General features: G+C 64.5%; 25 protein-coding genes and 1 other RNA gene. 23 read left to right on the top strand and 3 right to left on the bottom strand.

Annotated elements, in window-relative coordinates; all coding sequences use genetic code 11:
• Positions 1-5: 5 nt before the first annotated feature.
• From AC07UK_RS16740 to AC07UK_RS16730, 3 genes are all read left to right on the top strand, one after another.
• Complete coding sequence (locus AC07UK_RS16740) at positions 6-1205, top strand: acetyl-CoA C-acyltransferase (protein WP_494686055.1); 1200 nt, start codon at positions 6-8, stop codon at positions 1203-1205.
• Between the two features lie 117 nt (positions 1206-1322).
• Positions 1323-2279: a DegV family protein gene (locus AC07UK_RS16735; RefSeq protein ID WP_494686023.1), complete on the top strand. Its 957-nt coding sequence runs from the start codon at positions 1323-1325 to the stop codon at positions 2277-2279.
• A gap of 34 nt (positions 2280-2313) precedes the next feature.
• Positions 2314-3090, top strand: a complete 777-nt coding sequence (locus AC07UK_RS16730) for an enoyl-CoA hydratase (protein ID WP_494686022.1) — start codon at positions 2314-2316, stop codon at positions 3088-3090.
• Between the two features lie 81 nt (positions 3091-3171).
• Here AC07UK_RS16730 and AC07UK_RS16725 read toward each other — a convergent pair whose 3' ends face one another.
• Positions 3172-3576: an acyl-CoA thioesterase gene (locus AC07UK_RS16725; protein ID WP_013955553.1), complete on the bottom strand. Its 405-nt coding sequence runs from the start codon at positions 3574-3576 to the stop codon at positions 3172-3174.
• Between the two features lie 108 nt (positions 3577-3684).
• On the opposite strand from AC07UK_RS16725, the gene AC07UK_RS16720 reads away from it, so the two are divergent.
• The 10 genes from AC07UK_RS16720 (at position 3685) to AC07UK_RS16675 (ending at position 14414) form a co-directional block, all read left to right on the top strand.
• Complete coding sequence (locus AC07UK_RS16720; RefSeq protein ID WP_494686021.1) at positions 3685-5583, top strand: ABCB family ABC transporter ATP-binding protein/permease; 1899 nt, start codon at positions 3685-3687, stop codon at positions 5581-5583.
• 204 nt (positions 5584-5787) lie between these two features.
• On the top strand, positions 5788-6930 hold the full coding sequence (locus AC07UK_RS16715; RefSeq protein ID WP_494686020.1) for an ABC transporter substrate-binding protein: 1143 nt from the start codon (positions 5788-5790) through the stop codon (positions 6928-6930).
• A complete protein-coding gene (locus tag AC07UK_RS16710; RefSeq protein WP_494686019.1) occupies positions 6927-7781 on the top strand; it encodes an ABC transporter ATP-binding protein in 855 nt (284 codons plus the stop codon). Before AC07UK_RS16715 ends, AC07UK_RS16710 begins: the two co-directional genes overlap by 4 nt.
• A 12-nt stretch (positions 7782-7793) precedes the next feature.
• Positions 7794-8567 carry an ABC transporter permease gene (locus AC07UK_RS16705; protein ID WP_494686018.1) on the top strand — a complete coding sequence of 258 codons (774 nt, stop codon included), beginning with the start codon at positions 7794-7796 and terminating at the stop codon, positions 8565-8567.
• A 66-nt stretch (positions 8568-8633) separates the two neighbouring features.
• On the top strand, positions 8634-9617 hold the full coding sequence (locus AC07UK_RS16700; RefSeq protein WP_494686017.1) for a LysR substrate-binding domain-containing protein: 984 nt from the start codon (positions 8634-8636) through the stop codon (positions 9615-9617).
• A 103-nt stretch (positions 9618-9720) separates the two neighbouring features.
• Positions 9721-11028, top strand: a complete 1308-nt coding sequence (locus tag AC07UK_RS16695) for a Glu/Leu/Phe/Val family dehydrogenase (protein ID WP_494686016.1) — start codon at positions 9721-9723, stop codon at positions 11026-11028.
• 270 nt (positions 11029-11298) lie between these two features.
• Positions 11299-12198 carry a glutamate/aspartate ABC transporter substrate-binding protein gene (locus AC07UK_RS16690; RefSeq protein ID WP_013955560.1) on the top strand — a complete coding sequence of 300 codons (900 nt, stop codon included), beginning with the start codon at positions 11299-11301 and terminating at the stop codon, positions 12196-12198.
• A gap of 63 nt (positions 12199-12261) precedes the next feature.
• Positions 12262-12990, top strand: a complete 729-nt coding sequence (locus AC07UK_RS16685) for an amino acid ABC transporter permease (RefSeq protein ID WP_116355616.1) — start codon at positions 12262-12264, stop codon at positions 12988-12990.
• 9 nt (positions 12991-12999) lie between these two features.
• Positions 13000-13683 (top strand): glutamate/aspartate ABC transporter permease GltK, encoded by a 684-nt coding sequence (gene gltK / locus AC07UK_RS16680; protein WP_436220825.1) that lies wholly within the window; start codon positions 13000-13002, stop codon positions 13681-13683.
• Positions 13680-14414: an amino acid ABC transporter ATP-binding protein gene (locus tag AC07UK_RS16675; RefSeq protein ID WP_436220826.1), complete on the top strand. Its 735-nt coding sequence runs from the start codon at positions 13680-13682 to the stop codon at positions 14412-14414. Before gltK ends, AC07UK_RS16675 begins: the two co-directional genes overlap by 4 nt.
• 63 nt (positions 14415-14477) lie before the next feature.
• On the opposite strand, the gene AC07UK_RS16670 is transcribed toward AC07UK_RS16675, so the two are convergent.
• Complete coding sequence (locus AC07UK_RS16670) at positions 14478-15308, bottom strand: class II glutamine amidotransferase (RefSeq protein WP_018312769.1); 831 nt, start codon at positions 15306-15308, stop codon at positions 14478-14480.
• Positions 15309-15447: 139 nt separating this feature from the next.
• Here AC07UK_RS16670 and AC07UK_RS16665 point away from each other — a divergent pair, with 139 nt between their 5' ends.
• From AC07UK_RS16665 to rnpB, 5 genes are all read left to right on the top strand, one after another.
• Entirely contained in the window at positions 15448-16521 is a 1074-nt protein-coding gene (locus tag AC07UK_RS16665; protein ID WP_494686015.1) for a tartrate dehydrogenase, read from the top strand.
• Entirely contained in the window at positions 16518-17825 is a 1308-nt protein-coding gene (locus AC07UK_RS16660) for a glycerate kinase type-2 family protein (RefSeq protein ID WP_494686014.1), read from the top strand. The genes AC07UK_RS16665 and AC07UK_RS16660 overlap by 4 nt, the downstream gene beginning before the upstream one ends.
• Positions 17826-17869: 44 nt before the next feature.
• A complete protein-coding gene (pyrC, locus tag AC07UK_RS16655) occupies positions 17870-18904 on the top strand; it encodes a dihydroorotase (protein WP_011614536.1) in 1035 nt (344 codons plus the stop codon).
• Between the two features lie 20 nt (positions 18905-18924).
• Positions 18925-19752 (top strand): DUF3025 domain-containing protein, encoded by an 828-nt coding sequence (locus AC07UK_RS16650; RefSeq protein ID WP_494686013.1) that lies wholly within the window; start codon positions 18925-18927, stop codon positions 19750-19752.
• A gap of 34 nt (positions 19753-19786) precedes the next feature.
• Positions 19787-20127: RNase P RNA component class A (rnpB, locus tag AC07UK_RS16645), an RNA gene on the top strand.
• A gap of 54 nt (positions 20128-20181) precedes the next feature.
• Here rnpB and AC07UK_RS16640 read toward each other — a convergent pair.
• Positions 20182-20604: an OsmC family protein gene (locus AC07UK_RS16640; protein WP_013955568.1), complete on the bottom strand. Its 423-nt coding sequence runs from the start codon at positions 20602-20604 to the stop codon at positions 20182-20184.
• Positions 20605-21330: 726 nt separating this feature from the next.
• On the opposite strand from AC07UK_RS16640, the gene rplM reads away from it, so the two are divergent.
• From rplM to erpA, 5 genes are all read left to right on the top strand, one after another.
• Positions 21331-21759, top strand: coding sequence for a 50S ribosomal protein L13 (gene rplM / locus AC07UK_RS16635; RefSeq protein ID WP_010813907.1), 429 nt, complete (start codon positions 21331-21333; stop codon positions 21757-21759).
• 12 nt (positions 21760-21771) lie between these two features.
• On the top strand, positions 21772-22164 hold the full coding sequence (gene rpsI, locus AC07UK_RS16630; RefSeq protein ID WP_010813906.1) for a 30S ribosomal protein S9: 393 nt from the start codon (positions 21772-21774) through the stop codon (positions 22162-22164).
• A gap of 255 nt (positions 22165-22419) precedes the next feature.
• Complete coding sequence (locus AC07UK_RS16625) at positions 22420-22908, top strand: bactofilin family protein (protein ID WP_436220829.1); 489 nt, start codon at positions 22420-22422, stop codon at positions 22906-22908.
• Between the two features lie 1233 nt (positions 22909-24141).
• Positions 24142-25839 (top strand): group II intron reverse transcriptase/maturase, encoded by a 1698-nt coding sequence (ltrA, locus tag AC07UK_RS16620; RefSeq protein ID WP_494686012.1) that lies wholly within the window; start codon positions 24142-24144, stop codon positions 25837-25839.
• A 112-nt stretch (positions 25840-25951) separates the two neighbouring features.
• Positions 25952-26320: an iron-sulfur cluster insertion protein ErpA gene (gene erpA / locus AC07UK_RS16615; RefSeq protein ID WP_010813904.1), complete on the top strand. Its 369-nt coding sequence runs from the start codon at positions 25952-25954 to the stop codon at positions 26318-26320.
• The last annotated feature ends 111 nt before the right edge of the window (positions 26321-26431 follow it).

Here is a 26431-nt window from a genome sequence, read left to right as displayed (position 1 = left end):
CCGACATCATGAAACAACTGCAAGACGCATATATCGTTGCGGCCACCCGCTCGCCGATCGGCAAGGCCCCGAAGGGCGCGTTCAAGAACACGCGCCCGGACGATCTGCTGGCCACCATCCTGAAGGCTGCAGTGGCACAGGTGCCGAACCTGGACCCCAAGCTGATCGAAGACGCCATCGTCGGCTGCGCGATTCCTGAGGCGCAGCAGGGCCTGAACGTCGCCCGCATCGGCGCGCTGCTGTCGGGCCTGCCCAATACTGTGGGCGGCATCACCGTCAACCGCTTCTGCGCCTCGGGCGTAAGCGCGGTGGCGATGGCCGCCGACCGCATCCGCGTGGGCGAGTCCGACGTGATGATCGCCGCCGGCGTGGAATCGATGAGCATGGTGCCGATGATGGGCAACTCGCCGTCGATGTCGCCGGAGATCTTCACCCGCGACGAGAACGTGGGCATCGCCTACGGCATGGGCCTGACCGCAGAGAAGGTGGCGCAGCAATGGCAGGTCAGCCGCGAGGACCAGGATACGTTCTCGCTGGCCTCGCACCAGAAGGCCATCGCCGCGCAGCAGGCCGGCGAGTTCAAGGACGAGATCACGCCGATCGAGATCATCGAGCGCTTCCCGGACCTCGCCAGCGGCCAGGTCAACGTGAAGACGCGCACGATCTCGCTGGACGAAGGCCCGCGCCCGGAGACCTCGCTGGAAGGCCTGGGCAAGCTGCGCCCGGTGTTTGCCAACAAGGGCAGCGTCACCGCCGGCAACAGCTCGCAGACCTCTGACGGCGCCGGCGCGCTGATCCTGGTCTCGGAAAAGATCCTCAAGCAGTTCAACCTGGTGCCGCTGGCGCGCTTCGTCTCGTTCGCGGTGCGCGGCGTGCCGCCCGAGATCATGGGCATCGGCCCCAAGGAAGCGATTCCGGCGGCGCTGAAGGCCGCGGGCCTGACCCAGGACCAGCTCGACTGGATTGAACTGAACGAGGCCTTTGCCGCGCAGTCGCTGGCGGTGATGCGCGATCTGCAACTGGATCCGGCCAAGGTCAACCGCATGGGCGGCGCGATTGCGCTGGGCCACCCGCTGGGTGCGACCGGTGCGATCCGTTCTGCCACGGTGGTGCACGCGCTGCGCCGCCACAACCTGAAGTACGGCATGGTGACCATGTGCGTTGGCACGGGCATGGGCGCTGCAGGTATTTTCGAGCGCGTCTGAACGCGCCTGCGGGACGGTCCTTCGGGGCTGTCCCGCCCTTCTGCATCAGGTGAAGAAAGCAGTAACCGGGGGCTGCCGCCCGCGACGCGGGTCACCAGGTAGGGAGGAGACAATATTATGCAGGAGACAGCCATCCTGGCCGATGCCGCGTGCGATCTGCCGCGCGACGTCATGGCCCAGCTGAAGGTCCACACGATTCCGTTCCGCATCCGCGCGGGCGAGCATTTCGTCGCCGATACGCGCGATGAAGACGCGCTGCCCACGCTCTACCAGCAATACCTGGTTGGCCGCCAGGACCACTACGCCGAATCGATCCCGCTGCTCGAGCGCGAGCTGGAAGAACACCTGCTGCGCAACGTGGTGGCCCACTGCGACCGCGCCATCCTGTTCACCATCGCCAGTTCGCGCAGCAAGCTGTATGCGCATGCCACCGGCGCGGTGATCGGCACGGTGGCGCGCAGCGTGCGTCTGCGCAAGGAAGCCGGGCGCACCGGCCTGTTCGACCTGACCGTGGTCGACACCGGCGCGATCGGGCCGGGCCAGGCGCTGATCGTGCGTGAAGCCGCGCGCATGGCCGCCGCCGGCGCCAGCCCGCAAGCGGTGCGGGAAGCGGTCGAGACGCGCCTGCGCGATGCCGCCCATATGTTCCTGGTGCCCGACGAGCTGCTCTACATGTACACGCGCGCGCGCCAGAAGGGCGAGGGCAGCATCACCTGGGGGCGCTATGTGATGGGCAGCGCCTTCAATATCCGCCCGGTGGTGCGCATGCACCGCGGGCACACCGACGCCATCGCCAGGGCGCGCGGCTCCGAGGAGGGTGCGCGCCGCGTGCTGCAGCATGCCGAGCAGTGCATCCGCGGCGGCGACCTGATGGTGCCGGCGATCTCCGTCTGCTATGCCGGCCCGCTCGACGCCGTGCGCGCGATGCCGGCGTTCCAGTCGCTGGAGCGCACCGCGCGCAGCCAGGGCGTGGAACTGATGCTGGCGCCGATGAGCCTGACGGTGGCGCTGAATGTCGGCGCGCGCGCGTTCGGCCTGAGCTATCTTTCCGAATTGCCGCCGCCTTTTGAATAACCCTCCAAGCAATGCATCCACAGACGAGGACACCATGAGCATCCGCACCGGCATCGAGCAGGGCATCCTGACCATCGAGTTCGACCGCATCGACAAGAAGAACGCCATCACCGCGGCGATGTACCAGGCCATGGCCGACGCGCTGCGCGCGGCCGAGACTGACCGCAACGTGCGCGCCATCCTGCTGCGCGGCAAGCCAGAGATCTTTACCGCCGGCAACGACCTGGAAGACTTCATGCAGCGCCCGCCTGCCGCGGGCGAAGGCGCCGAGCAGGCGCCGGTGTTCCAGTTCCTCTACCAGATCAGCCACGCCACCAAGCCGATCGTGGCAGCCGTCAGCGGTGCCGCGGTCGGGGTGGGCACCACCATGCTGCTGCATTGCGACCTGGTCTATGCGTCCGATACGGCCAAACTGTCGCTGCCGTTCGTGCAGCTGGGCCTGTGCCCCGAGGCGGCCTCGAGCCTGCTGCTGCCGCGGCTGGTCGGCTACCAGCGCGCGGCCGAGAAGCTGCTGCTGGGCGAAGCCTTCAGCGCGCAGGAGGCGCTGGAGATCGGGCTGGTGACGCGGGTGCTGCCGGTGGCCGAGCTGCACGACTTTGCGCTGCAGCAGGCGCGCAAGCTGGCGGCCCTGCCGGCTTCGTCGCTGCGCGAGAGCAAGCGGCTGATGAAGGCGGGCGATATGGCGGCGGTGGAAAAGCAGATGGCCGAGGAGGGCGCGGTATTCCGGAAGATGCTGGTGGCGCCGGAGGCGAAAGAGGCGTTTGCTGCCTTCTTTCAGAAGCGCAGGCCGGATTTTACGAAGTTCGAGTAAGCCGGCCGGATCCCCGGAAAGGAATAAAAGAAGCCGTCTGCGTTACGCGCAGACGGCTTTTTGCATTCGGGGGCGAGGCGCTCAAGCCGACGGCAACACCCGCGGCTGCCGCGATTCATCCGTTGCCACATACGTCAGCGTGGCCTCCGTCACCTTGACGATCTCATTGCTGTGGCGCATCCGTTGCGCATAGACCTCGACCGACACCGTGATCGAGGTACGGCCGGTCTTGACGATGTCCGCATAAAAGCTGACCAGGTCGCCAACGAACACCGGATGCTTGAACAGGAAGGAGTTGACCGCGACGGTGGCCACGCGGCCCTGGGCGCGTTCCACCGCCGGGATCGAACCGGCGATATCCACCTGCGCCATGATCCAGCCGCCGAACACGTCGCCGTGCACATTGGCGTCGGCGGGCATCGGCACCACGCGCAGAGCGGGATTCTTGCCGGCGGGCAGGGCGGGGACGGTGTGGGGAGCGTTCATGACGGTGTGTGGTGGACTGCGGAAGGGGGCGGGGCGGGGCGAAAGACCCTTCGCCTGCCACGTAATGCGAACTCTGCGACAATCGCGCATTGGCCCGAATTCTAACGTATGCGCCGCTATTCCACGACCGCTGAGCCGGCCCCCGCTCCTGCTTCAAACACGCTCTTTCCCGGTCAGCGCGCGCCCCGCAGCGACTGGCAGACGGTGCGCAACCTGCTGCCCTATGTCTGGCACTACAAGTGGCGCGTGATGCTGGCGCTGGCGTGCCTGGTGTCGGCCAAGGTGGCCAACCTGGGCGTGCCGGTGCTGATGAAGCAGCTGATCGACAGCATGAACCTGCAGCCGGGCGACCCGCGCGCGCTGCTGGCGGTGCCGGTCGGGCTGATCGTCGCCTACGGGCTGCTGCGGCTGTCGGCGACGCTGTTCACCGAGTTGCGGGAGATGCTCTTTTCCAAGGTCACGCAGAGCGCCGTGCGCGAGATCGCGCTGCAGGTGTTCCGGCACCTGCACGCGCTGTCGCTGCGTTTCCACCTGGACCGGCAGACCGGCGGCATGAGCCGCGACATCGAGCGCGGCACGCGCGGCATCCAGTCGCTGATCTCGTATTCGCTGTACAGCATCCTGCCCACGCTGGTGGAGATGGGGCTGGTGATTGGCTTCTTTATCCTGCACTACGACATCTGGTTCGCGGCCATCACCGGCTGCGCGCTGGTGGGCTATATCGTCTTCACCATCGTGGTGACCGAATGGCGCACGCATTTCCGCCGCCGCATGAACGAGCTCGATTCGCGCGCCAACCAGAAGGCGATCGATTCCCTGCTCAACTTCGAGACCGTCAAGTACTTCGGCAATGAAGATTACGAGGCGCTGCGCTACGACGAGAACCTGCGCAAGTACCGCACCGCGGCGATCCGCTCGCAGAACTCGCTGTCGTTCCTGAACTTCGGCCAGCAGACCATCATCGCATTGGGGCTGATCCTGATCCTGTGGCGCGCCACCGTGGGCGTGGTCGACGGCAAGCTCACGCTGGGCGACCTGGTGCTGGTCAATACGCTGATGATCCAGCTCTATATCCCGCTGAACTTCCTCGGCGTGATCTACCGCGAGATCAAGCAGGCCACCACCGACATGGACCGCATGTTCGTGCTGCTGGGCACCAACCAGGAGGTGGCCGACGCGCCTGATGCGAAGCCACTGCAGGTCAACGGCGCGCAGGTGCGCTTCAGCGACGTGCGCTTCAGCTATGAGCCGGACCGGCTGATCCTGGATGGCGTGGACTTCACCATCGCGGCGGGCACCACTACCGCGGTGGTCGGCCACAGCGGCTCGGGCAAGTCGACGCTGGCGCGGCTCTTGTTCCGCTTCTACGATGTCAACGGCGGCGCCATCGAGATCGACGGCCAGGATATCCGCGCAATCACGCAGGACAGCCTGCGCCGCGCCATCGGCATCGTGCCGCAGGACACGGTGCTGTTCAACGACAGCATCTTCTACAACATCGCCTACGGCCGGCCCGACGCCAGCCGCGACGAAGTCATCGCCGCCGCGCGCGCCGCCCAGATCGACAGCTTCATCCGCGAGCTGCCGCAGGGCTACGACACCCCGGTGGGCGAGCGCGGCCTGAAGCTGTCCGGCGGCGAGAAGCAGCGCGTGGCGATCGCGCGCACGCTGCTAAAGAACCCACCGGTGCTGGTCTTCGACGAAGCCACCTCGGCGCTGGATTCACGCACCGAGCAGGCGATTCAGGCCGAGCTGATGCGGCTGGCGCAGAACCGCACCACGCTGCTGATCGCGCACCGGCTGTCCACCGTCGTGCATGCCGACCAGATCCTGGTGATGGACCACGGCCGCATCGTCGAGCGCGGCACCCATGCCGAGCTGATGCGCGCGCGTGGCCGCTACGCCGAGATGTGGGACATCCAGGCGCGCGCCGCCGCCAAGGGCGGCGAAGCCGTGGGCGCGGATGCGCTGGCACTCGACGTGGGCGACGCCACGCAGGACGCCTGACGGGACTGCATTCTCCTGCATCCGCGTGCACCAAGGGGCGGCGGGCATTGTCGACAATCATTGCCGACGATGCCGATGCGGCAATCGCCTCGCACGATTTTGGTTCGGCAATCGCTTGCGGGCGCGCCCTGAAACGGAGCTTCAAAACCTGGCACGTCCCTTGCGGACGAATCCCTCCGAGATCACGATCCACGGAGAGATTCCATGCCTCATTTCCACGCTGCGCCAGTGTCCCCCGGTGTTTGTGTCGCTGCAGCCGGGAACACTGACAATACCGGCGCGCGCGCGGCCCGCATCACGGCACGGCGCCGCCTGCTGAAGCTCGGCGTGATGATCGGCACCAGCCTGGTGCTGTCGACACAGTTCACCGGCGCGGCCCACGCGCAGGCTGCACCAACCAAGGTCCGCTTCCAGCTCGACTGGCGCTTCGAAGGGCCGGCGGCACTGTTCCTGCTGGGCGAGCAGAAGGGCTACTACAAGGCCGAGAAGCTCGATGTCTCGATCGACGCCGGCAACGGCTCGGGCAACGTGGTCAACCGCGTGGCCTCGGGCACGTACGACATGGGCTTCGCCGACATGTCGTCGGTAATGGAGTTCTACGGCAACAACCCCGACGCGAAGAACAAGCCGGTGGCCGTGATGATGGTCTACAACAACACGCCCGCGGCCGTCCTCGCGCTGAAGAAGTCCGGCATCCGTGCGCCGAAGGACCTCGCCGGCAAGCGCATGGGCGCGCCGGTGTTCGACGCCGGCCGCCGCGCCTTCCCGATCTTCGCCAAGGCCAACGGCCTGCAGCCGTCCTCGTTCAACTGGCAGGCGATGGACCCGACGCTGCGCGAGACCATGCTCACGCGCGGCGACCTCGATGCCATCACCGGGTTCTCGTTCACCTCGATCCTGAACCTGAACGCGCGCGGCGTGAAGGATGAAGACATCGTGGTGCTGCCGTACCCGCAGTTCGGCGTGAAGCTGTACGGCAACGCGGTGATCGCCTCCGAGGAGTTCATGAAGAAGAACCCGGAGGCAGTGAAGGCCTTCCTGCGCGCCTTCAGCAAGTCGGCGCGCGACGTGATCGCTCGGCCGGAAGAGGGCATCAAGGCGGTCAAGGCGCGCGACGGCATCATCGACGAAAAGCTGGAAGTGCGCCGTCTCAAGCTGGCGCTGGACAGCGTGGTCAAGTCGCCGGACGCCAAAGCCGAGGGCTTCGGGCGCATCAGCAAGCCGCGCCTGTCGCTGATGGCCTCGCAGGTGGCCGATGCCTTCGGCACCAAGGGCCGCATCAACCCCGATGCGCTGTGGACCGACGCGTTCCTGCCCAGCGCGGCCGAACTGGATGTGCTGCGATGATGACGCGCCAGGCTGCCTTCATGCCCGCGTCCGGCGGCAGCGCCGTGCCCGCGGCCGCGGAACCCTTTGTCGATTTCAACCGGGTCTGGCTGGCCTATAACGACGAGCTGGCGCACAAGGGCGAGTTCGCGGTCGAGGACATCTCGCTGCAGGTCGCGCCGGGCGAGTTCATCGCCATCGTCGGCCCGTCCGGCTGCGGCAAGTCCACCTTCATGAAGCTCGCGACCGGGCTCAAGCCGGCCACGCGCGGCATTGTGAGGATTGCCGGCCAGAAGGTGACCGGCCCGCTCAAGCAGGTCGGCATGGCCTTCCAGGCGCCGACGCTGCTGCCGTGGCGCACCACGCTGGACAACGTGATGCTGCCGCTGGAGATCGTCGAGCCGTATCGCTCCACCCTGCGCGCACGTCGCGACGAGTACGTCGGGCGCGCCCACAAGCTGCTGCATACGGTGGGCCTGGCCGGCTACGAGGACAAATACCCGTGGCAGCTGTCCGGCGGCATGCAGCAGCGCGCCTCGATCTGCCGCGCGCTGATCCACGAGCCGCGCATGCTGCTGCTGGACGAGCCCTTCGGCGCGCTCGACGCCTTTACCCGCGAGGAGCTCTGGTGCGTGTTGCGCGACCTGTGGCAGGCGCAGCGCTTCAACGTGATCCTGGTCACGCACGACCTGCGCGAGGCCGTGTTCCTGGCCGACACCGTCTACGTGATGAGCCAGCGCCCGGGCCGCATCCTGATGCGCAAGGAGATCAACCTGCCGCGCCCGCGCGACCTGGAACTGACCTATACCGAACCCTTTGCCGACCTGGTGCAAGTGCTGCGCGAGAAGATCGGCCATGTGCGGCAACACTAAGGCAACCCAACGATGATGACTCTCACTTCCGCGCAGGAGCGCCGCGTGCAGCGCGTGGCGCCCTGGCTGCTGCTGGCCGCGGTGCTGCTGCTGTGGCAGAGCGCGTGCATGGCCTTCGGCGTGTCCGACTTTATCCTGCCGACGCCGTCGGCGATCGTGGCCTCGCTGGTGGAATATGCCGGTGTGATCGCCGGCCATGCGTGGCGCACCTTCTGGACCACCATGGTGGGCTTCGGCGTGGCCATCGCCGTGGGCGTGCTGCTGGGGCTGGCAATGGGCTCGTCGCGGCTGCTCTATGCCGCCAGCTATCCGCTGATGACGGCGTTCAACGCGCTGCCCAAGGCCGCCTTCGTGCCGATCCTGGTGGTGTGGTTCGGCCTGGGCGCGGGCCCCGCCATCCTGACCGCGTTCCTGATCTCGTTCTTTCCGATCATGGTCAATATCGCCACCGGGCTGGCCACGCTGGAGCCGGAGCTGGAAGACGTGCTGCGCGTGCTGGGCGCCAAACGGCGCGACGTGCTGCTCAAGGTCGGGCTGCCGCGCGCCATGCCGTATTTCTTCGCCTCGCTGAAGGTGGCGATCACGCTGGCCTTTGTCGGCACCACGGTGTCGGAGATGAACGCCGCCAACGAAGGCATCGGCTACCTGCTGGTGTCGGCCGGCTCGGCCATGAAGATGCCGCTGGCCTTTGCCGGGCTGGTGGTGATCGCGGTGATGGCGATGGCGATGTACGAGCTGTTTGCGGTGGTCGAGAAGCGCATGACCGGCTGGGCGCATCGCGGCTGACGGCTTGCTGCCGGGCAGGTGACGCGCAGGTGACGGACAGCCCGGCGCGGGTGGATAATCCGCGTCATGGAAATCAAATGGCTTGAAGACTTCGTCAGCCTGGCCGAGACGCACAGCTTCTCGCGCTCGGCCGAGCTGCGCCACGTTACGCAGCCCGCGTTCTCGCGCCGCATCCAGTCGCTGGAGGCGTGGGTCGGCACCGAGCTGATCGACCGCTCGAGCTACCCCACCAGCCTGACCCCGGCCGGCAAGGTGTTCTACGAGCAGGCGCTGGCCATGCTGGCGCAGGTCAGCGAGACCCGCGCGCTGATGCGCGGCCAGCGCTCGGCCAACGCCCAGGTGCTGGAGTTCGCGGTGCCGCATACGCTGTCGCTGACCTTCTTCCCGGAATGGCTCAAGGCGCTGGAGCGCAGGATCGGCACGCTGCCGTGCCGGCTGCGCGCGCTCAACGTCCATGACGCGGTGCTGATGCTGGTAGAGGGCGGCTGCGACCTGGTGATGGTCTACCACCACGCGCGCCAGGCCATCCAGCTGGATCCGGCGCGGTACGACATGCTGGTGCTTGGTACCGAGCGGCTGTCGCCCTACAGTGTGCCGGACGCTGCCGGCAAGCCGCAGTTCCGGCTGCCCGGCACCGACAAGAAGCCGGTGCCCTTCCTCAGCTACACGCCCAACGCCTTCCTCGGCCGCATGGTCGACCTGCTGCTGGCCGACACCTCCGAGGCGCTCAAGCTCGACAAATGCTACGAGACCGACATGGCCGAGGCGCTCAAGGTGATGGCGCTGGCCGGCCACGGCATGGCCTTCCTGCCCGAAAGCGCGGTACGCGAGGACGTGGCGGCGGGCCGGCTGGTGCGGGCCGAGTCGGCGCGCGGGCTGCCGTTGTCGATCGACATGGAAATCCGCCTGTACCGCGAGCGCCCGGGCGAGAACGGCAACGAACGCCGTGCCGGGGCACGGCGCAAGCGCCAGCTGGTCGACCAGGTGTGGTCGACCTTGTCGGCGGCCCAGTCCGCCCAGCCGGCCGGCACCCCGGTTTCCGCCAGATGACAAGGTTATGCAGGTTTTGCATGACCGGATGAGCAAACGGCATTGGATTCGGGCGGGGCGCCACCCCTAAGCTTGCGGGCATTCTTCACACCGGAACCCACCGATGTCTTCCGCAGCACCGACCAATATTGCTGGCCAAAAGCACGCACTCCCGTCTTACCTCAATGCCGACAATCTCGGCCCCTGGGGCATCTACCTGCAGCAGGTCGACCGTGTCACGCCTTACCTGGGCTCGCTGGCACGCTGGGTCGAAACCCTCAAGCGCCCCAAGCGCGCGATGATCGTCGACGTTCCCATCGAACTGGATAACGGCACCATTGCCCATTTCGAGGGTTATCGCGTGCAGCACAACCTGTCGCGCGGCCCGGGCAAGGGCGGTGTGCGCTTCCACCAGGACGTGACCCTGTCCGAGGTGATGGCGCTGTCGGCCTGGATGTCGGTGAAGAATGCCGCCGTCAACGTGCCCTACGGCGGTGCCAAGGGCGGCATCCGCGTCGATCCGCGCACGCTCTCGCACGCCGAACTTGAACGCCTGACGCGCCGCTACACCAGCGAAATCAACATCATCATCGGGCCGAGCAAGGATATTCCGGCGCCGGACGTGAACACCAACGCCCAGGTCATGGCCTGGATGATGGACACGTACTCGATGAACTCCGGCAGCACGGCCACCGGCGTGGTGACCGGCAAGCCGATCTCGCTGGGCGGCTCGCTCGGCCGTCACGAAGCCACCGGCCGCGGCGTGTTCGTGGTCGGCTCCGAAGCCGCGCGCAATATCGGCCTGGAAATCAAGGGTGCGCGCGTGGCGGTGCAGGGCTTCGGCAACGTCGGCGCCGTGGCCGCCAAGCTGTTCCATGAAGCTGGCGCCAAGGTGGTGGCGGTACAGGACCATCGCACCACGCTGTTCGACCCGGCTGGCCTGGACGTGCCGGCGATGATGGAATACGCCTCGCACTGCGGCACCATCGAAGGCTTCCGCGGCGAAGTTCTGCGTACCGCGCAGTTCTGGGAAGTCGACTGCGACATCCTGATCCCGGCCGCGCTGGAAGGCCAGATCACGGCCGAGAACGCGCCAAAGATTACGGCAAAACTGGTGATTGAAGGCGCCAACGGCCCGACCACGCCGGAAGCCGACGATATCCTGCGCGAGCGCAATATCCTGGTCTGCCCGGACGTGATCGCCAACGCCGGCGGCGTGACCGTGTCCTACTTCGAATGGGTGCAGGACTTCTCGAGCTTCTTCTGGACCGAGGAAGAAATCAACCAGCGCCTGGTACGGATCATGCAAGAAGCCTTCCGGGCAATCTGGCAAGTGGCACAGGACAACAAGGTGACCCTGCGCACGGCGGCGTTTATCGTGGCCTGTACGCGGATCCTGCAGGCGCGCGAGATGCGCGGCCTGTATCCCTGATCGGCAGGACACAGGAAAGCCGGGACGAGGCACTGCCATGGTGCAACGCAGCAATCGTCCCGGCACCCTTGGTCATGACCGCCAGACGCGGTCTCCGGCTAGCGCCGGAGACCGCGTTGTCGTATCCGGATGCCGTGCGCAGTGATTGCCCTGAAGTGGGCTTCTAGGAGAAAACCCAGTTGTATTGCGGCGGATGCTGCGCAATACTGTTTCATCAGTGGGGGTTTTGTCTCTAGAATCCCGCTTTCTCTTCATGGTCAAGGAGATGTTATGAATTTTGCCAAGTTGGCTGCCCTGATGATTGCCGCGGGCGTGATGTGCGGGACGGCACAGGCAGCTGAACAACTGACGGGCACGCTGAAGAAGATCAAGGACACCGGCGTCATCACGCTGGGCGTGCGCGAGTCGTCGATTCCGTTCAACTACAACCTGGGCGGCGTGCGGCAAGTCGGCTATTCCTACGATATCAACATGAAGATCGTGGAAGCCATCAAGGACCAGCTGAAGCTGCCGAACCTGCAGGTCAAGGAAATCCCGATCACCTCGCAGAACCGCATCACGCTGCTGCAGAACGGCACCATCGACATCGAGTGCGGCTCCACCACCAACAACCTGGAACGCCAGAAGCAGGTTGCGTTCACCAACTCCATCTTCATCATCGGCACGCGCATCATGGTGAAGAAGGATGCCGGCATCAAGGACTGGGCCGACCTGAAGGGCAAGAACATCGTCACCACCGCCGGCACCACGTCGGAGCGCCTGCTGCGCAAGATGAACGATGACCAGAAGCTGGGCATGAACATCATCAGCACCAAGGACCACGGCCAGTCGTTCCTGACGCTGGAATCGGGCCGCGCGGTCGCGTTCATGATGGACGACGCGCTGCTGTACGGCGAGCGTGCCAAGGCGAAGAACCCGGCCGACTGGATCGTGGTGGGCAAGCCGCAATCGCGCGAGTCCTATGGCTGCATGATCCGCAAGGACGATCCGCAGTTCAAGAAGCTGTCCGATACCGTGATCACCGGCATGATGAAGGACGGTTCGGTCAACACCCTGTACACCAAGTGGTTCATGCAACCGGTGCCGCCGAAGGGCCTCAACCTGGACTTCCCGCTGTCTGAAGACATGAAGGCGCTGATCAAGGCGCCGAACGACAAGGCGCTGGACTGACCTGCCGTTGACAGCAGTGTGAAACGGAAGGCATGTCCTTCCGTTTCTTTTTGAGGACGCAACATGAACTACAACTGGCATTGGGGAGTCTTCCTCGAACAGGCCGCCCAGAACGAGACCTACCTGGACTGGATGATCTCGGGCCTGAAGGTGACGCTCGCGCTGGGGCTCTCGTCCTGGGTCATCGCCCTGGTCATCGGCTCGGTGCTCGGCGTGCTGCGCACCGTGCCCAACAAGTGGCTGGCGGGCATCGCCGCCACCTATGTGGAAATCTTCCGCAACATCCCGCTGCTGGTGCAGCTGTTCATCTGGTATTTCGTCGCGCCCGAGCTGCTGCCCGGCGGCGAGGCGATCAAGCAGATGAACCCGTTCGCGCAGCAGTTCCTGGCCGCCATGCTGTGCCTGGGCACCTTCACCGCCGCGCGGGTCTGCGAGCAGGTGCGCTCGGGCATCAACTCGCTGGCGCGCGGGCAGAAGAACGCCGGCCTGGCGATGGGCTTCACGCTGCCGCAGACGTACCGCCACGTGCTGCTGCCGATGGCGTTCCGCGTGATCGTGCCGCCGCTGACTTCCGAATTCCTGAATATCTTCAAGAACTCGGCGGTGGCGTCGACCATCGGCCTGCTGGAACTGGCGGCGCAGGGCCGGCAACTGGTGGACTACACCGCGCGCCCGTATGAATCGTTCATCGCGGTCACGCTGATGTACGCGCTGATCAACGTGACGGTGATGCTGATCATGCGCTGGGTGGAAGCCCGCACGCGCGTGCCCGGCTTCATCGGCGGCAAGTAAGGGGGCGCCATGGCTTATTCCTTCGATTTCACTTCCATCACCCCTGCCACGCTTCATGTCCTGGGCGAGGGCATGATGGTCTCGCTCAAGATCACCGTCACCGCGGTGGTGGTGGGCATCGTCTGGGGCACCATCCTGGCGATGATGCGGCTGTCGTCGTTCAAGTTGCTGAACTGGTTTGCGCAGGGGTACGTGACCATCTTCCGTTCCATCCCGCTGGTGATGGTGCTGCTGTGGTTCTTCCTGATCATCCCGCAGGTGCTGCAGAACCTGTTCAACCTGTCGCCGGCGACCGACCTGCGCATGACGTCCGCGCTGGTGGCCTTTGCGCTGTTCGAGGCCGCGTACTACTCGGAAATCATCCGCGCGGGCATCCAGAGCGTGTCGCGCGGGCAGATGTTCGCGGCGCAGGCGATGGGCATGACCTATGGCCAGTCGATGCGGCTGGTGATCCTGCCGCAGGCGTTCCGCAACATGGTGCCGCTGCTGCTCACGCAAGGGATCATCCTGTTCCAGGATACGTCGCTGGTCTACGTCAGCGCGCTGGCCGACTTCTTCGGCCAGGCCTACGGCATCGGCGAACGTGACGGGCGCATCGTCGAGATGCTGCTGTTCGCCGGCGTGGTGTACTTCCTTATCTGCTTCTCCGCTTCGCTGCTGGTCAAGCGTTACCAGAAAAAGGTGGCTGTATGATCGAAATCAACAATGTCTCCAAGTGGTACGGCGCCTTCCAGGTGCTGACCGACTGCACCACCAAGGTCGCCAAGGGTGAAGTGGTGGTGGTGTGCGGCCCGTCCGGGTCGGGCAAGTCCACGCTGATCAAGACCGTCAACGCGCTTGAGCCGTTCCAGAAGGGCGATATCCTGGTCGACGGCACCTCGGTGGGCAACCCCAAGACCAACCTGCCCAAGCTGCGCTCGCGCGTGGGCATGGTGTTCCAGAACTTCGAGCTGTTCCCGCACCTGTCGATCACCGAGAACCTGACCATCGCGCAGATGAAGGTGCTCGGCCGCTCCAAGGAAGAGGCGCTGGCCAAGGGCCTGAAGTACCTGGACCGCGTGGGCCTGAAGAGCCAGGCTGAGAAATACCCCGGCCAGCTGTCGGGCGGCCAGCAGCAGCGCGTGGCGATCGCGCGCGCGCTGTCGATGGACCCGATCTGCATGCTGTTCGACGAGCCGACCTCGGCGCTGGACCCGGAGATGGTCAACGAAGTGCTGGACGTGATGGTGCAGCTGGCCCAGGAAGGCATGACCATGATGTGCGTGACCCACGAAATGGGCTTCGCGCGCAAGGTGGCCAACCGCGTGATCTTCATGGACCAGGGCAAGATCGTCGAGGACTGCGAGAAGGAGGACTTCTTCGGCAATATCGAACACCGCTCCGAGCGAGCGCGCCAGTTCCTGTCGAAGATCCTGCATCACTGACCGTACTGGCAGGGCCAAGCAAGAAGGGACGCCTCGGCGTCCCTTTTTTTCGTTCCCGATGGCTCAGGTGCAGGCCGTGTTGGCCGCGTTCTTCGCCTGCACTTCCGGCGGGATCGGCACCGTCAGCGTCATGGTCGGGCGCCCGTCCTCGAACATGATCAGCTCGCCCGGGGCGAAGCGGGTCCAGGTCTCGTTGTCGGTCAGCGGCTGGGTGGCGATCACCGCCACGCGGTCGTCCGGCGTGGTGACCTGGGCGAAGTCGATCGACAGGTCGGCATCGATCAGGTGCGCGGTCGAGAACGGCCATTGCCGCACGATGTAGTACAGGTGCGTGGAACAGTGCGCGAACTGGGCCTGGCCGTTGCACAGCAGGTAGTTGAACACGCCATGCAGCGTGATCTCGCGGGTGATGTCGGCCAGCGCATGGCAGAGTTCGTTCAGCGGCGGCTGCGAGCCCGGGAAGCGCTTGCGCAGGCCCTGCATCAATGTACAGAAGGCCAGTTCGCTGTCAGTATCGCCCACCGGCTGGTAGACGCCGGACAGGAACGGGGTGAAGCCCTTCAGGTCGCCGTTATGGGCAAAGATCCAGTGGCGGCCCCACAGCTCGCGCATGAAGGGGTGGCAGTTCTCCAGCAGCACGGTGCCTTGCGTGGCCTTGCGGATATGCGAGATGACGTTCTTGGACTTGATCGGGTAGCGCTTGATCAGGTCTGCCACCGGCGAGGTGCCGGCGGACTGGTTGTCGATAAACAGGCGGCAGGCCTTGTCCTCGAAGAAGGCGACACCGAAGCCGTCGGCGTGATGGTCGGTCAGGCCACCGCGCGCGGCAAAGCCGGTGAAGGAGAACGTCACGTCGGTCGGCGTGGCGCAGTTCATGCCTAGCAGCTGGCACATATCGGGGCACCGGTCGGCAGCGGGCTGCCGCTTTGCAATAGAATGCAGACATTATCCCGCGCACCCGGGCCGCTGCCAAGCAGCGTCGGCCGGACCGCGCGCGGCGACCGGCCATCCTGCACGAATCTCCCCAATAACCATGCGCCAATACAAGATCGCCGTGATTCCCGGAGACGGAATCGGCACGGAAGTCATGCCCGAGGGCATCCGCGTGATGGACGCCGCGGCGCGGCGCTTCGGCATCGACTTCCAGTGGGACCACTTCGACTTTTCCAGCTGCGACTACTACGCCCGCCACGGCAAGATGCTGCCGGACGACTGGTTCGACACGCTGGTCAAGTACGACGCCATTTACTTCGGGGCGGTGGGCTGGCCTGATGCCGTGCCTGACCACGTCTCGCTGTGGGGTTCGCTGCTGCAGTTCCGGCGCTCGTTCGACCAGTACGTGAACCTGCGCCCGGTGCGGCTGATGCCCGGCATCAGGAGCCCGCTGGCCGGCCGCCAGCCTGGCGATATCGACTTTTATGTGGTGCGCGAGAACACCGAGGGTGAATACTCCAGCATCGGCGGGCGCATGTTTCCGGGCACCGAGCGCGAGATCGTGGTGCAGGAAACCGTGATGAGCCGCACCGGCGTCGACCGCATCCTGAAGTTTGCCTTCGAGCTGGCGCAGAAGCGGCCCAAGAAGCACCTGACATCGGCGACCAAGTCCAATGGCATCTCGATCACCATGCCGTACTGGGACGAGCGCGTCGAGGCGATGGCGGCCAGCTACCCCGGCATCCAGGTCGACAAGTACCACATCGACATCCTGACCGCGCATTTCGTCCAGCATCCGGACTGGTTCGACGTGGTGGTGGCCAGCAACCTGTTCGGCGACATCCTGTCCGACCTGGGCCCGGCCTGCACCGGCACCATCGGCATCGCGCCATCGGGCAATATCAACCCGGACCGCACCTTCCCCAGCCTGTTCGAACCGGTGCACGGCTCGGCCCCGGACATTGCCGGGCGCGGCGTGGCCAACCCGATCGGCCAGATCTGGTGCGGCGCCATGATGCTCGAGCACCTGGGCCATGAAGCCGCCGGCGCCGCCGTGCTAGGTGCGATCGAGAAGGTGCTGGCCGCGGGCCCCGAACACGCGCCGCTGACGCGCGACATCGGCGGCAAGGCCGGCACGGCCGACCTGGGCCAGGCTATCGCGGAGGCGCTGTGAGCGCGGCGGGCGCGGGCGAGCCGCGCGTACTCCTGCTGGACAGCTTCCACGCCGCCGTGGCGGCCGCCGATCCGCTGCAGATCGTGGCGCAGCACCTGCCGCCCCCGCACGCGGGCGGCCGCACGCTGGTGGTGGGCGCGGGCAAGGCCGCGGCGTCGATGGCCGCGGCGGTCGAGCGTGCCTATGCGGGCAAAGCCACGCTGGAAGGGCTGGTGGTCACGCGCTACGCCCACGGGCTGCCGACCGACCATATCCGCGTAATCGAAGCCGGTCACCCGGTGCCCGACGAGGCCGGCGAGCAGGCCGCCGCCGATATCCTGGCCAGTGTGCAGTCGCTGACGCCGCAGGACCGGTTGCTGGTGCTGGTGTCGGGCGGCGGCTCCAGCCTGCTGTCGCTGCCGGCCGAAGGCATCCCGATGGCTGACCTGAAGGCCACCACCCGGGAACTGCTGCGCTGTGGCGCGCCGATCACCGAGATGAATATCGTGCGCAAGCATGTCTCGCGCATCCAGGGCGGGCGGCTGGCGCAGGCAAGCCGTGCGCCGGTGACCACGCTGATCGTCTCGGACGTGGCCGGCGACCATCCCAGCGCGATCGCCTCGGGCCCGACCGTGGCCGACCCGAGCACCTTTGCCGATGCGCTGGAGATCCTGCGCCGCTGGGGCGCGCAGGTGCCGGCCAGCGTGCGGGACCACCTGGAACGCGGCGCCCGCGGCGAGGTGCCGGAGACGCCCAAGCCGGGCGACGCACTGTTCGCCCAGGTCGACAACCGCATGATCGCCACCGCCCATGGCAGCCTGCAGGCGGCCGCGGCGCTGTTCCGCGAACGCGGCATCACGCCGGTGGTGCTGGGCGATACCGTGACCGGCGAAGCGCGCGAAGTGGCCCGCGTCTACGCTGCGCTGGTGCGCGAGATTCGCGCGTACAATGCGCCGTTCGCCGCGCCCGTGGCGCTGATTTCGGGAGGTGAGTGCACGGTCACTTTGCCTGCCGGCGGTGGCGCCGCGAAGGCACGGGGCGGGCGTTGCTCCGAATTCCTGCTGTCGCTGGCGGTCGAGCTTGACGGCATGCCCGGCGTGCATGCGATCGCGGCCGACACCGACGGCATCGACGGTTCGGAGGACAATGCCGGTGCGCTGGCCGATCCGACCACGCTGGCGCGCGCCGCGGCCGCCGGCCTGCCGGGACTGCGCCAGCTGGACGCGCACGACGCCTGGGGCCTGTTCGATGCCATCGGCGACCTGGTGGTCACCGGCCCGACTCGCACCAATGTGAACGACTACCGCGCCATCCTGATTCTCTGATTTCGACGAACGCCCGCCGCCGCCGCGGCAGGCCCAAGCTAGCCATGACCCAGAAGCTCACCATCACCCGCCCGGACGACTGGCACCTGCACCTGCGCGACGGCGCGGCCCTGGCCGCCGTGCTGCCCGACACCGCGCGCCAGTTCGCACGCGCCATCATCATGCCCAACCTGAAGCCGCCCGTTACCACGGTGGCGCAGGCGCAGGCCTACCGTGCCCGCATCCTGGCGGCGCTGCCGGCCGGCCTGCAGTTCGAGCCGCTGATGACGCTGTACCTGACCGACAACACCACGGCCGAAGAAATCGCCGCGGCCAAGGCCAGCGGCTTCGTGCACGGCGTCAAGCTGTACCCGGCCGGCGCCACCACCAACAGCGACGCCGGCGTGACCGATATCCGCCGCTGCTACCCGGCGCTGGAAGCGATGCAGCGCGCGGGCCTGCCGCTGCTGGTGCACGGCGAGGTGACCGACCCCAGCATCGACATCTTCGATCGCGAAGCCGTCTTTATCGACCGCGTGATGACGCCGCTGCGCCGCGACATGCCCGAGCTGAAGGTGGTGTTCGAGCACATCACTACCAAGGACGCGGCCGAGTACGTGCGCGACGCCAGCGGCCCGGTCGGCGCCACCATCACCGCGCACCACCTGCTCTACAACCGCAACGCCATCTTCACCGGGGGCATCCGCCCGCACTACTACTGCCTGCCGGTGCTCAAGCGCGAGACCCATCGCGAGGCCCTGGTGGCTGCCGCGGTCTCGGGCAGCCCGCGCTTCTTCCTGGGCACCGACAGCGCGCCGCACGCGCGCGGGCTGAAGGAGCACGCCTGCGGCTGCGCCGGGTGCTATACCGCGCTGCATGCGATGGAGCTGTATGCCGAGGCCTTCGACGCAGCCGGCGCGCTGGACAAGCTGGAAGCCTTTGCCAGCTTCAACGGTCCGGCCTTCTACGGCCTGCCGCGCAACACCGGCACGCTGACGCTGGAGCGAGAGGACTGGGAACTGCCGGCCGAGCTGCCCTATGGCGACACCACGCTGGTGCCGCTGCGCGGCGGCGAGACGCTGCGCTGGAAGGCCCGCTAAACCCTGCCGAGGCCTTGCCCATGCAGGTGCCCGCGGCCGACGAGCCTTTCGTCGCCGCGCTGGCCGGGATCGACTGGTCCCGGCCGTGGTTCCAGCCGTTTGCGGCGCAGGGCGCTGCGCTGGCTGCGGCCGTGCAGGGTGGCGCCGATCTGCGCGCGCTGCTCGACGCGCGCGCCGGCCAGCTTGGCCTGCGCAATGCGCGCGGCCTGCCGCTGCGCTTTATCACCCAGCATGCCTTGCCCGAAGGCAGCGCCTATGAGGCGCATATCCATGCCACGGGCGAGATCCCAACCCGCGACAATCTCCACGATTTCTTCAACGCGCTGACCTGGCTGCATTTCCCGCAGGCCAAGCGCGTGCTCAACCAGATCCAGGCCGAGGTCATCGCGCGCGAAGGCGTGCAGACCACGCGCGGCGGCGTGCGCGATGCGGCGACCCTGTTCGACGAGAATGCGGTGCTGTTTGTCAGCGCCGATCAGGACCTGGTGGACGCGCTCAAGGGGTTTGCGTGGCAGCGCCTGTTGGTCGAATCAAGGCCGGCGTGGGGCAGGGCCTGCACGGTGGTGCCGTTCGGCCATGCGCTGCTCGAAAAACTGGTGCAGCCGTACAAGTCGGTCACTGCCCATGCATGGGTGCTGCCGCTGGCGCCGCAGCAGGCGGCAGGCCCATCGCTGGACGCCATGCTGGCGCAATCTCTTGCCACTGCGGCCAAGGCTGGCGCGCTGCGTGGCGGGCGCAGTTTTGCGCCGCTGCCGGTGCTCGGCATCCCGGGCTGGTGCGACGATAACGCCGAACCTGGCTTCTACGCCGATACCGCGGTGTTCCGCCCAGGACGGCGCGCCGGCTGAAGCCGCCGCCAATCGGTGTTAGACTGCGGGCCGCAAAGCAGGCCAGGCAACCGCTGCCTGCACCGCAAGGTGCAGGGGGAGGAAAGTCCGGACTCCACAGGGCAGGGTGTTGGCTAACAGCCATCCACGGCAACGTGCGGAATAGGGCCACAGAGACGAGTCTTGCCGCCGGGTTCGCCCGGCGGGAAGGGTGAAACGCGGTAACCTCCACCTGGAGCAATCCCAAATAGGCAGGCGATGAAGCGGCCCGCTGAGTCTGCGGGTAGGGAGCTGGAGCCGGCTGGTAACAGCCGGCCTAGAGGAATGGTTGTCACGCACCGTTTGCCGCAAGGCGGGCGGGGTGCACAGAATCCGGCTTATCGGCCTGCTTTGCTTCTTCTTATGGCATGACCCGGCGCCACCACGGCGTACCGGGTCTGCATCTTCCCTTCAGGCTTCGACGATTTCCAGCGTGTGCGTGATCTCGGCCGTCTTGGCCAGCATGATCGACGCCGAGCAGTACTTTTCGTGCGACAGCTTGATGGCACGCTCGACCGTGGCGGGGTTGAGGTTCTTGCCGGTCACCACAAAATGGAAGTTGATGCGGGTGAAGACCTTGGGGTCCTCGCCGGCGCGCTCGGCCTGCAGCTGGACGCTGCAGCCGGAAACGTCCTGGCGGCCGCGCTTGAGGATCAGTACCACGTCATAGGCGGTGCAGCCGCCCGTGCCGAGCAGCACCATCTCCATCGGCCGCGGTGCCAGGTTGTGGCCGCCGCCCTCAGGCGCGCCGTCCATCGCCACGATATGGCCGCTGCCGGTCTGGGCCACGAAGCTCATGCCGTCCGCGCCCATCCATGTCACTTTGCATTCCATTTTGTTCGTTCCTGTCGTTTATATTGTGTGTTACCGATCACAAACGCATGATCTCGAATCTTGCAATTCTCAGTATATGGCATCGTCAAGCTTGGGCTGCTGACACCAATACCCATATGAAATCCGAGGGTTTCCTCTAGTATGACAGTTCAATGACATAGCAGGATGTTGCATAAGTCATTGATTTATAACTGAAATTACCTGTCTTGCGCGTCACGTCTTTCTTTCCGCAATACGAAATGGCATTTCGCAGTGCAAATTTCCCTTGCACTGGGGAAAACCCCATGTATAATTTGAATCATTGAACGACGGCACCGACAGCGCGCCAGAGTGCGAAAGCGAAGCCCCAGGGCAAGCCCGCCGCACCGCCCGCCAGTCCCTCCGTCGATCTCCCAGTGTCTCCTCCACCCTCCTCCTTTGGTGGATTCAAACCCAAGCTCAACAGCTTGGGTTTTTTTTCGCCCCTGTGTCGTGGTGCGCCGCGCAAGGCAAAGTGCGCGAAGCTGCTCTGTCTTGGCCCCTCCATGGCAGCGACCTTGACGAAAAGATCAGTCTTTGCTTGTGCGGTTCCAGCAGCCGCCAGTATAATGGAAGGCTTTCCGTCATACCCGCGGAAGAAAGAGCAGGACCGGGCCAGCCTTCACGGGCCAGCCACAAGACTTGCAGGGGCGAGTACAAGCCTTCGCGAGTCGGATTTCGGGTACGAACTAATAGTCAGGAAAAATCATGAAGACCTTTTCCGCCAAGCCTCATGAGGTAAAGCGCGACTGGTACGTGATTGACGCGACGGACAAAGTCCTCGGCCGTGTCGCCAGCGAAGTGGCACGCCGTCTGCGCGGCAAGCACAAGCCGGAATTCACTCCGCACGTCGACACGGGTGATTACATCATCATCGTCAATGCAGCCAAGCTGCGTGTCACGGGTACCAAGGAAACGGACAAGAAGTACTATCGCCATTCGGGCTACCCGGGCGGTATCTACGAAACGACGTTCGGCAAGATGCAGCAGCGTTTCCCGGGCCGTGCCCTGGAAAAGGCTGTCAAGGGCATGCTGCCGAAGGGTCCGCTGGGCTACGCGATGATCAAGAAGCTGAAGGTTTACGCCGAAGCCGAGCATCCGCATGAAGCGCAGCAGCCCAAGGCGCTGGAAATCTAAGGAGGCCAATCCATGATCGGTAACTGGAATTACGGTACTGGCCGCCGCAAGAGCGCTGTGGCTCGTGTCTTCATCAAGTCGGGCAAGGGCGATATCATCGTCAACGGCAAGCCCATCAAAGAGTATTTCGCTCGCGAAACCTCGCTGATGATCGTGCGCCAGCCCCTGGAACTGACCGCTCACGCTGAAACGTTCGACATCAAGGTCAACGTGACCGGCGGTGGCGAAACCGGCCAGGCCGGCGCAGTGCGCCACGGCATCACCCGCGCCCTGATCGACTACGATGCGACCCTGAAGTCGGCCCTGTCGAAGGCTGGCTACGTCACGCGCGATGCACGTGAAGTCGAGCGTAAGAAGGTCGGCTTCCACAAGGCGCGTCGTCGCAAGCAGTTCTCGAAGCGCTGATGCGTTTTCGCAGGTCCGGTACTGCCGGATCTTGCGAGACCAAAGAAACCGCACGCTGGCCGTGCGGTTTTTTTTCGCCTGCAGGGTACGGAAATACTCTGGCCTGCCGAAAAAGCGATTGGGCAGCCATACTTTTGTGGGGTATGGGCTGCGCGCGGCTACAATCACGCCCTGTCGCCATCGGCAAGTGCTGCTTGCCGGCGCGAATGCGCCACGGCCGGAGGGTTCGGCACGAACGAGAGAGGAGTGAGAGTGATGCTGTTTTCGAAAAAGAAGGGCCTTTCGATCGATACTCTGATCGGCGAAGACACCGCCGTCGACGGCGACCTGGTATTTGCGGGCGGCCTGCGCCTGGACGGCCGCGTGCGCGGCAACGTCACCGCGGCGCCGGGCAAGCCGAGCATGCTGGTGGTCAGCGAAAAAGGCATGGTCGAGGGCGAGATCAGCGTCGGCCACCTGGTGCTCAACGGCACCGTCAAGGGCCCGGTGCAGGCCACCGACCTGCTCGAACTGCAGCCGCATGCCCGCGTGCTGGGCGACGTGCGCTATGCGGCGCTGGAAATGCACCAGGGCGCGCTGGTCGAAGGCCGCCTGATGCCGCTGGTGCAAGGCGAGATCAAGGCGCTGCCGAACCTGGTCGAGGCGGCGCCGGCGGTCGAAGTGACGGAAGCGGCGGACGAGGCTGCTGTCACGGACCGCGCAACGCCCGCTGCCGACACCCAACCCACTGAAAAGGCCGCCTGAGCGGCACCCGCCATGCCGGGAACCCCTTGAAAACACAGGGTTTCGGCACGATCTCTCAGTAGCGCTTAGAATACAGGCGTATCGTGCGACACGCACTATCGTGTCCGGGCAGCTCCAACGTAAGGAGCATCGACCTTGTTGGGACACGGAAAGGCTTCTGCCAGACCGTCTAATCCCAACCAATTTCTTGCTTAGACGAACCCAGCCGAACAGCCAGGGGGAGTCCGATGTGCTGCGGGAGCCGGAGTATTGGCTACCCGCGGTTTGCTTTCTGCTGGATGAATTTCCAGCCATTGCCCAAGGGCGGGGACGCTCGCCTTTGGGCGAGTTTCTTTGTAAACGCCTCCTCTACGGAGGGTGCGGGCGGTTGCGCAACGTTAGTTTGGTTGCGAAGTCGTTACACGGCATTCAAACCGACCCAGTCGGGTCGGCGCTGTACGCCTTGGGACGGAGGTCTGCGCTCGAAAGAGTTCACCCACCGTCAAGCGCTCGCCAATATGGGAGCACATGAAGTAGGAAGTGAGGTCCCGGAGCGCAAGCTCTGCGCGTTATGGTTCGGTCGAATGTGCCCGTGAGGGTGTTTCGATAGAGAACCTGCTATGCGACTAGCAGTAGCCTAAGGGGACATGCGTCACTGGTAACGGTGGGGTGTGAAGCTCTCCTGACAATGTTTCCCCCGCAAGGGTGTCGCCTAGTCGTGAGACTGGACGGCAGAGACTCCGAGCAGCAATTGGGGTTGAGGAGCTAGGCTGGCTGGCATGGGCAACGTATGTGAACTGCTGGTAAACGTCGTCAGTATTGAGATGCCAAAGCTGCTGATAGGCATCAACCAAAAGGTGTGCGGTTGGTTGTTCCGCTGGTACGCCGGAACACGTCGCCATACAACCGCCGGCGGAAAGGCAGGCCCTAACCCGGTCGTGTAATGCGCAGGGAACGTGGTAAGCCCGTATGGCTGCCGGAGCGCAGTTTGGCTCAGGCAGGCGAACCGCAAGGAACGCTGTTGGCTGTGCGGGTATGGGAGGTTGGAGAAAGCGAATGCCGGGCTGTAATGGCTCGGATAGGGATTGAAACATCATCCCACGCGAAAGCGGGCAGACTTCCAACTGGTCAATCGTCGCAGGACGGCTGACTAATCTCGCTTGTTTAAATTTTCTTCCCTTGAGGGGCAACACGTCCCTCAAGGGGCGTGCTGTCTCTTGATGTTGGGGAAGATCCTCAAGATAGGAGAGCAGCATGGAAGCATTGATCCGCAAGGATGAATCTGCGCTCTCCGGCGGGCCGCAAACCTGGGGTGCCATTGATTGGCGCCGCGTGGAGCGGAACGTCCGAGAGATGCAGATTCGAATTGCGAAGGCGACACAGGAAGGGGATTGGCGCAGGGTGAAAGCTTTGCAACGGTCTCTGACCCGCTCGTTTTCTGCCAAGGCATCGGCAGTGAAGCGAGTGACGGAGAACCAAGGTAAGCGAACGGCAGGCGTCGATCGCGAAAAATGGGACTCGCCTGAAACCCGATGGGAAGCCATCGGGCGGTTGAAGCGCCGGGGATATAGACCTTTGCCACTACGGAGGGTTTTTATCCCCAAGGCCAACGGGAAGGAGCGCCCTTTGGGCATTCCGACCATGTTAGACAGAGCCATGCAAGCGCTGTATTTGCTGGCCCTGGAGCCGGTGTCCGAAGGGACGAGCGATCCGAACTCCTATGGGTTTCGGATCAACCGCTCTACCGCGGACGCCATGTCTCAGCTATTCCTAAACCTGTCCAGAAAGGCTTCGGCCCAATGGATCTTGGAAGCGGACATCAAAGGCTGCTTTGACCATATCAGTCACGACTGGCTGGAAAGCAATGTCCCTATGGACAAAGCAATCCTTCGGAAGTGGTTGAAAGCTGGCGTGGTATTTCAAGGCCAGCTTCAGGCGACCGAAGCCGGAACACCGCAGGGGGGCATCATTTCCCCCACTCTGGCAAACGTTGCGCTGAACGGGTTGGAACGACAACTGGTTAAGTCTCTCGAGACTAAACTGGGCGTGGTCAACACGAAGAAGCTAAAAGTGAATGTGGTGCGCTATGCGGACGACTTCGTGATCACTGGCAGTACGCCGGAGATCCTAGAAAGCGAAGTGAAGCCGTGGGTGGAACAGTTCCTGGCAGTACGGGGGCTGACGCTATCGACGGAGAAAACGCGGATCGTCAATATCGCTGACGGCTTTGACTTCCTCGGGTGGAATTTCCGGAAGTATTCGGGAACGCTGCTCATTAAGCCGAGCAAGAAGAATGTGCAAACGTTCTATCGCAAGGTGAAAGGGGTCATCAGTGCCAACAAGACGGCGAAGCAAGTGAACATCATCAACTTGCTGAACCCGATGCTAAGGGGCTGGGCGCAGTATCACAGCCCGGTGGTTGCGAAGGCCACGTTCAACCGCTTGGAGTACGCAGTATCCAAGGCTCTATGGCGGTGGGCGAAACGGCGACATCCACAGAAGACCACCGATTGGGTGCGGAAGAAGTACTACGCGCCAGTCGGGGATCGGAGTTGGGTGTTTGGAACCACGATCGTGGATGACGGCGGCAATAGCCGATGGGTGGGGCTTTTTTCCCTTGCGGGTACGCCTATCCAAAGGCACAAGAAGGTTCGAGGGGACTATCACCCCTTCGACCCAGCGCAGGAAAGATACGGCGAAACGCTGCGTCAGGAGCGGATGTTAAACAACATGTCGCACCGGAAGCAGTGGATTAAGCTCTACATTTCCCAGCGGGGCTTGTGTGCGGTGTGTGAGTGCAAGATCACCAAAGAGACAGGATGGGAAGATCATCACATCGAGTACCGTACATACGGAGGCTCGGACGCTCTAGGGAATCGTGTGCTGCTACACCCTGATTGCCACAAGCAAGTGCACCACCACGGCAGACCCGTAGTGAAACCGGTACAATAAACCGTACTTTGAAAGGCTTGAGCCGTATGCGGGGAAACTCGCACGTACGGTTCTTAGGGGGGGATGGGTCAGCAATGACCTGTCCCTACCCAACTAAACAGGAGAACCCCCCATGAACGCAGTCGCAGAGGCACCCGTTACCGAGGACGTGCCGGCACCGTTCGTCTTTACCGACAGCGCCGCCGACAAGGTCAAGCAGTTGATCGAGGAAGAGGGCAATGCCGAACTGAAACTGCGCGTGTTCGTGCAGGGCGGCGGCTGCTCCGGCTTCCAGTATGGCTTCACCTTCGATGAGGAAGTCAACGAAGACGACACCACCATGGTCAAGAACGGCGTCACCCTGCTGATCGACTCGATGAGCTACCAGTACCTGGTCGGCGCCGAGATCGACTACAAGGAAGACATCAACGGCGCGCAGTTCGTGATCAAGAACCCGAATGCCTCGACCACCTGCGGTTGCGGCTCGTCGTTCTCGGTCTGACCGGCACCGGCCCAGAAAAAAACGCACCTTCGGGTGTAATGCCGTTCAGTTAAGGTCCCTATTGAGGAAGCGAACGGCATAGCGTGAAGGGCGGGACTTGACGACCCGGTC

This window comes from Cupriavidus sp. GW821-FHT07C08 (assembly GCF_059419025.1).
Note: the sequence above shows the minus strand (reverse complement) of the source record. Positions and strands in the feature narration are given on the sequence as shown.

Bases quoted from the DNA above. Each gene is read 5' to 3' on its own strand.
- AC07UK_RS16735 (WP_494686023.1), top strand. From the start codon at position 1,323: ATGCAGGAGACAGCCATCCTGGCCGATGCCGCGTGCGATCTGCCGCGC.
- AC07UK_RS16730 (WP_494686022.1), top strand. From the start codon at position 2,314: ATGAGCATCCGCACCGGCATCGAGCAGGGCATCCTGACCATCGAGTTC.
- AC07UK_RS16725 (WP_013955553.1), bottom strand. From the start codon at position 3,576: ATGAACGCTCCCCACACCGTCCCCGCCCTGCCCGCCGGCAAGAATCCC.
- AC07UK_RS16720 (WP_494686021.1), top strand. From the start codon at position 3,685: ATGCGCCGCTATTCCACGACCGCTGAGCCGGCCCCCGCTCCTGCTTCA.
- AC07UK_RS16715 (WP_494686020.1), top strand. From the start codon at position 5,788: ATGCCTCATTTCCACGCTGCGCCAGTGTCCCCCGGTGTTTGTGTCGCT.
- AC07UK_RS16710 (WP_494686019.1), top strand. From the start codon at position 6,927: ATGATGACGCGCCAGGCTGCCTTCATGCCCGCGTCCGGCGGCAGCGCC.
- AC07UK_RS16705 (WP_494686018.1), top strand. From the start codon at position 7,794: ATGATGACTCTCACTTCCGCGCAGGAGCGCCGCGTGCAGCGCGTGGCG.
- AC07UK_RS16700 (WP_494686017.1), top strand. From the start codon at position 8,634: ATGGAAATCAAATGGCTTGAAGACTTCGTCAGCCTGGCCGAGACGCAC.
- AC07UK_RS16695 (WP_494686016.1), top strand. From the start codon at position 9,721: ATGTCTTCCGCAGCACCGACCAATATTGCTGGCCAAAAGCACGCACTC.
- AC07UK_RS16690 (WP_013955560.1), top strand. From the start codon at position 11,299: ATGAATTTTGCCAAGTTGGCTGCCCTGATGATTGCCGCGGGCGTGATG.
- AC07UK_RS16685 (WP_116355616.1), top strand. From the start codon at position 12,262: ATGAACTACAACTGGCATTGGGGAGTCTTCCTCGAACAGGCCGCCCAG.
- gltK (WP_436220825.1), top strand. From the start codon at position 13,000: ATGGCTTATTCCTTCGATTTCACTTCCATCACCCCTGCCACGCTTCAT.
- AC07UK_RS16675 (WP_436220826.1), top strand. From the start codon at position 13,680: ATGATCGAAATCAACAATGTCTCCAAGTGGTACGGCGCCTTCCAGGTG.
- AC07UK_RS16670 (WP_018312769.1), bottom strand. From the start codon at position 15,308: ATGTGCCAGCTGCTAGGCATGAACTGCGCCACGCCGACCGACGTGACG.
- AC07UK_RS16665 (WP_494686015.1), top strand. From the start codon at position 15,448: ATGCGCCAATACAAGATCGCCGTGATTCCCGGAGACGGAATCGGCACG.
- pyrC (WP_011614536.1), top strand. From the start codon at position 17,870: ATGACCCAGAAGCTCACCATCACCCGCCCGGACGACTGGCACCTGCAC.
- AC07UK_RS16650 (WP_494686013.1), top strand. From the start codon at position 18,925: ATGCAGGTGCCCGCGGCCGACGAGCCTTTCGTCGCCGCGCTGGCCGGG.
- AC07UK_RS16640 (WP_013955568.1), bottom strand. From the start codon at position 20,604: ATGGAATGCAAAGTGACATGGATGGGCGCGGACGGCATGAGCTTCGTG.
- rplM (WP_010813907.1), top strand. From the start codon at position 21,331: ATGAAGACCTTTTCCGCCAAGCCTCATGAGGTAAAGCGCGACTGGTAC.
- rpsI (WP_010813906.1), top strand. From the start codon at position 21,772: ATGATCGGTAACTGGAATTACGGTACTGGCCGCCGCAAGAGCGCTGTG.
- AC07UK_RS16625 (WP_436220829.1), top strand. From the start codon at position 22,420: ATGCTGTTTTCGAAAAAGAAGGGCCTTTCGATCGATACTCTGATCGGC.
- ltrA (WP_494686012.1), top strand. From the start codon at position 24,142: ATGGAAGCATTGATCCGCAAGGATGAATCTGCGCTCTCCGGCGGGCCG.
- erpA (WP_010813904.1), top strand. From the start codon at position 25,952: ATGAACGCAGTCGCAGAGGCACCCGTTACCGAGGACGTGCCGGCACCG.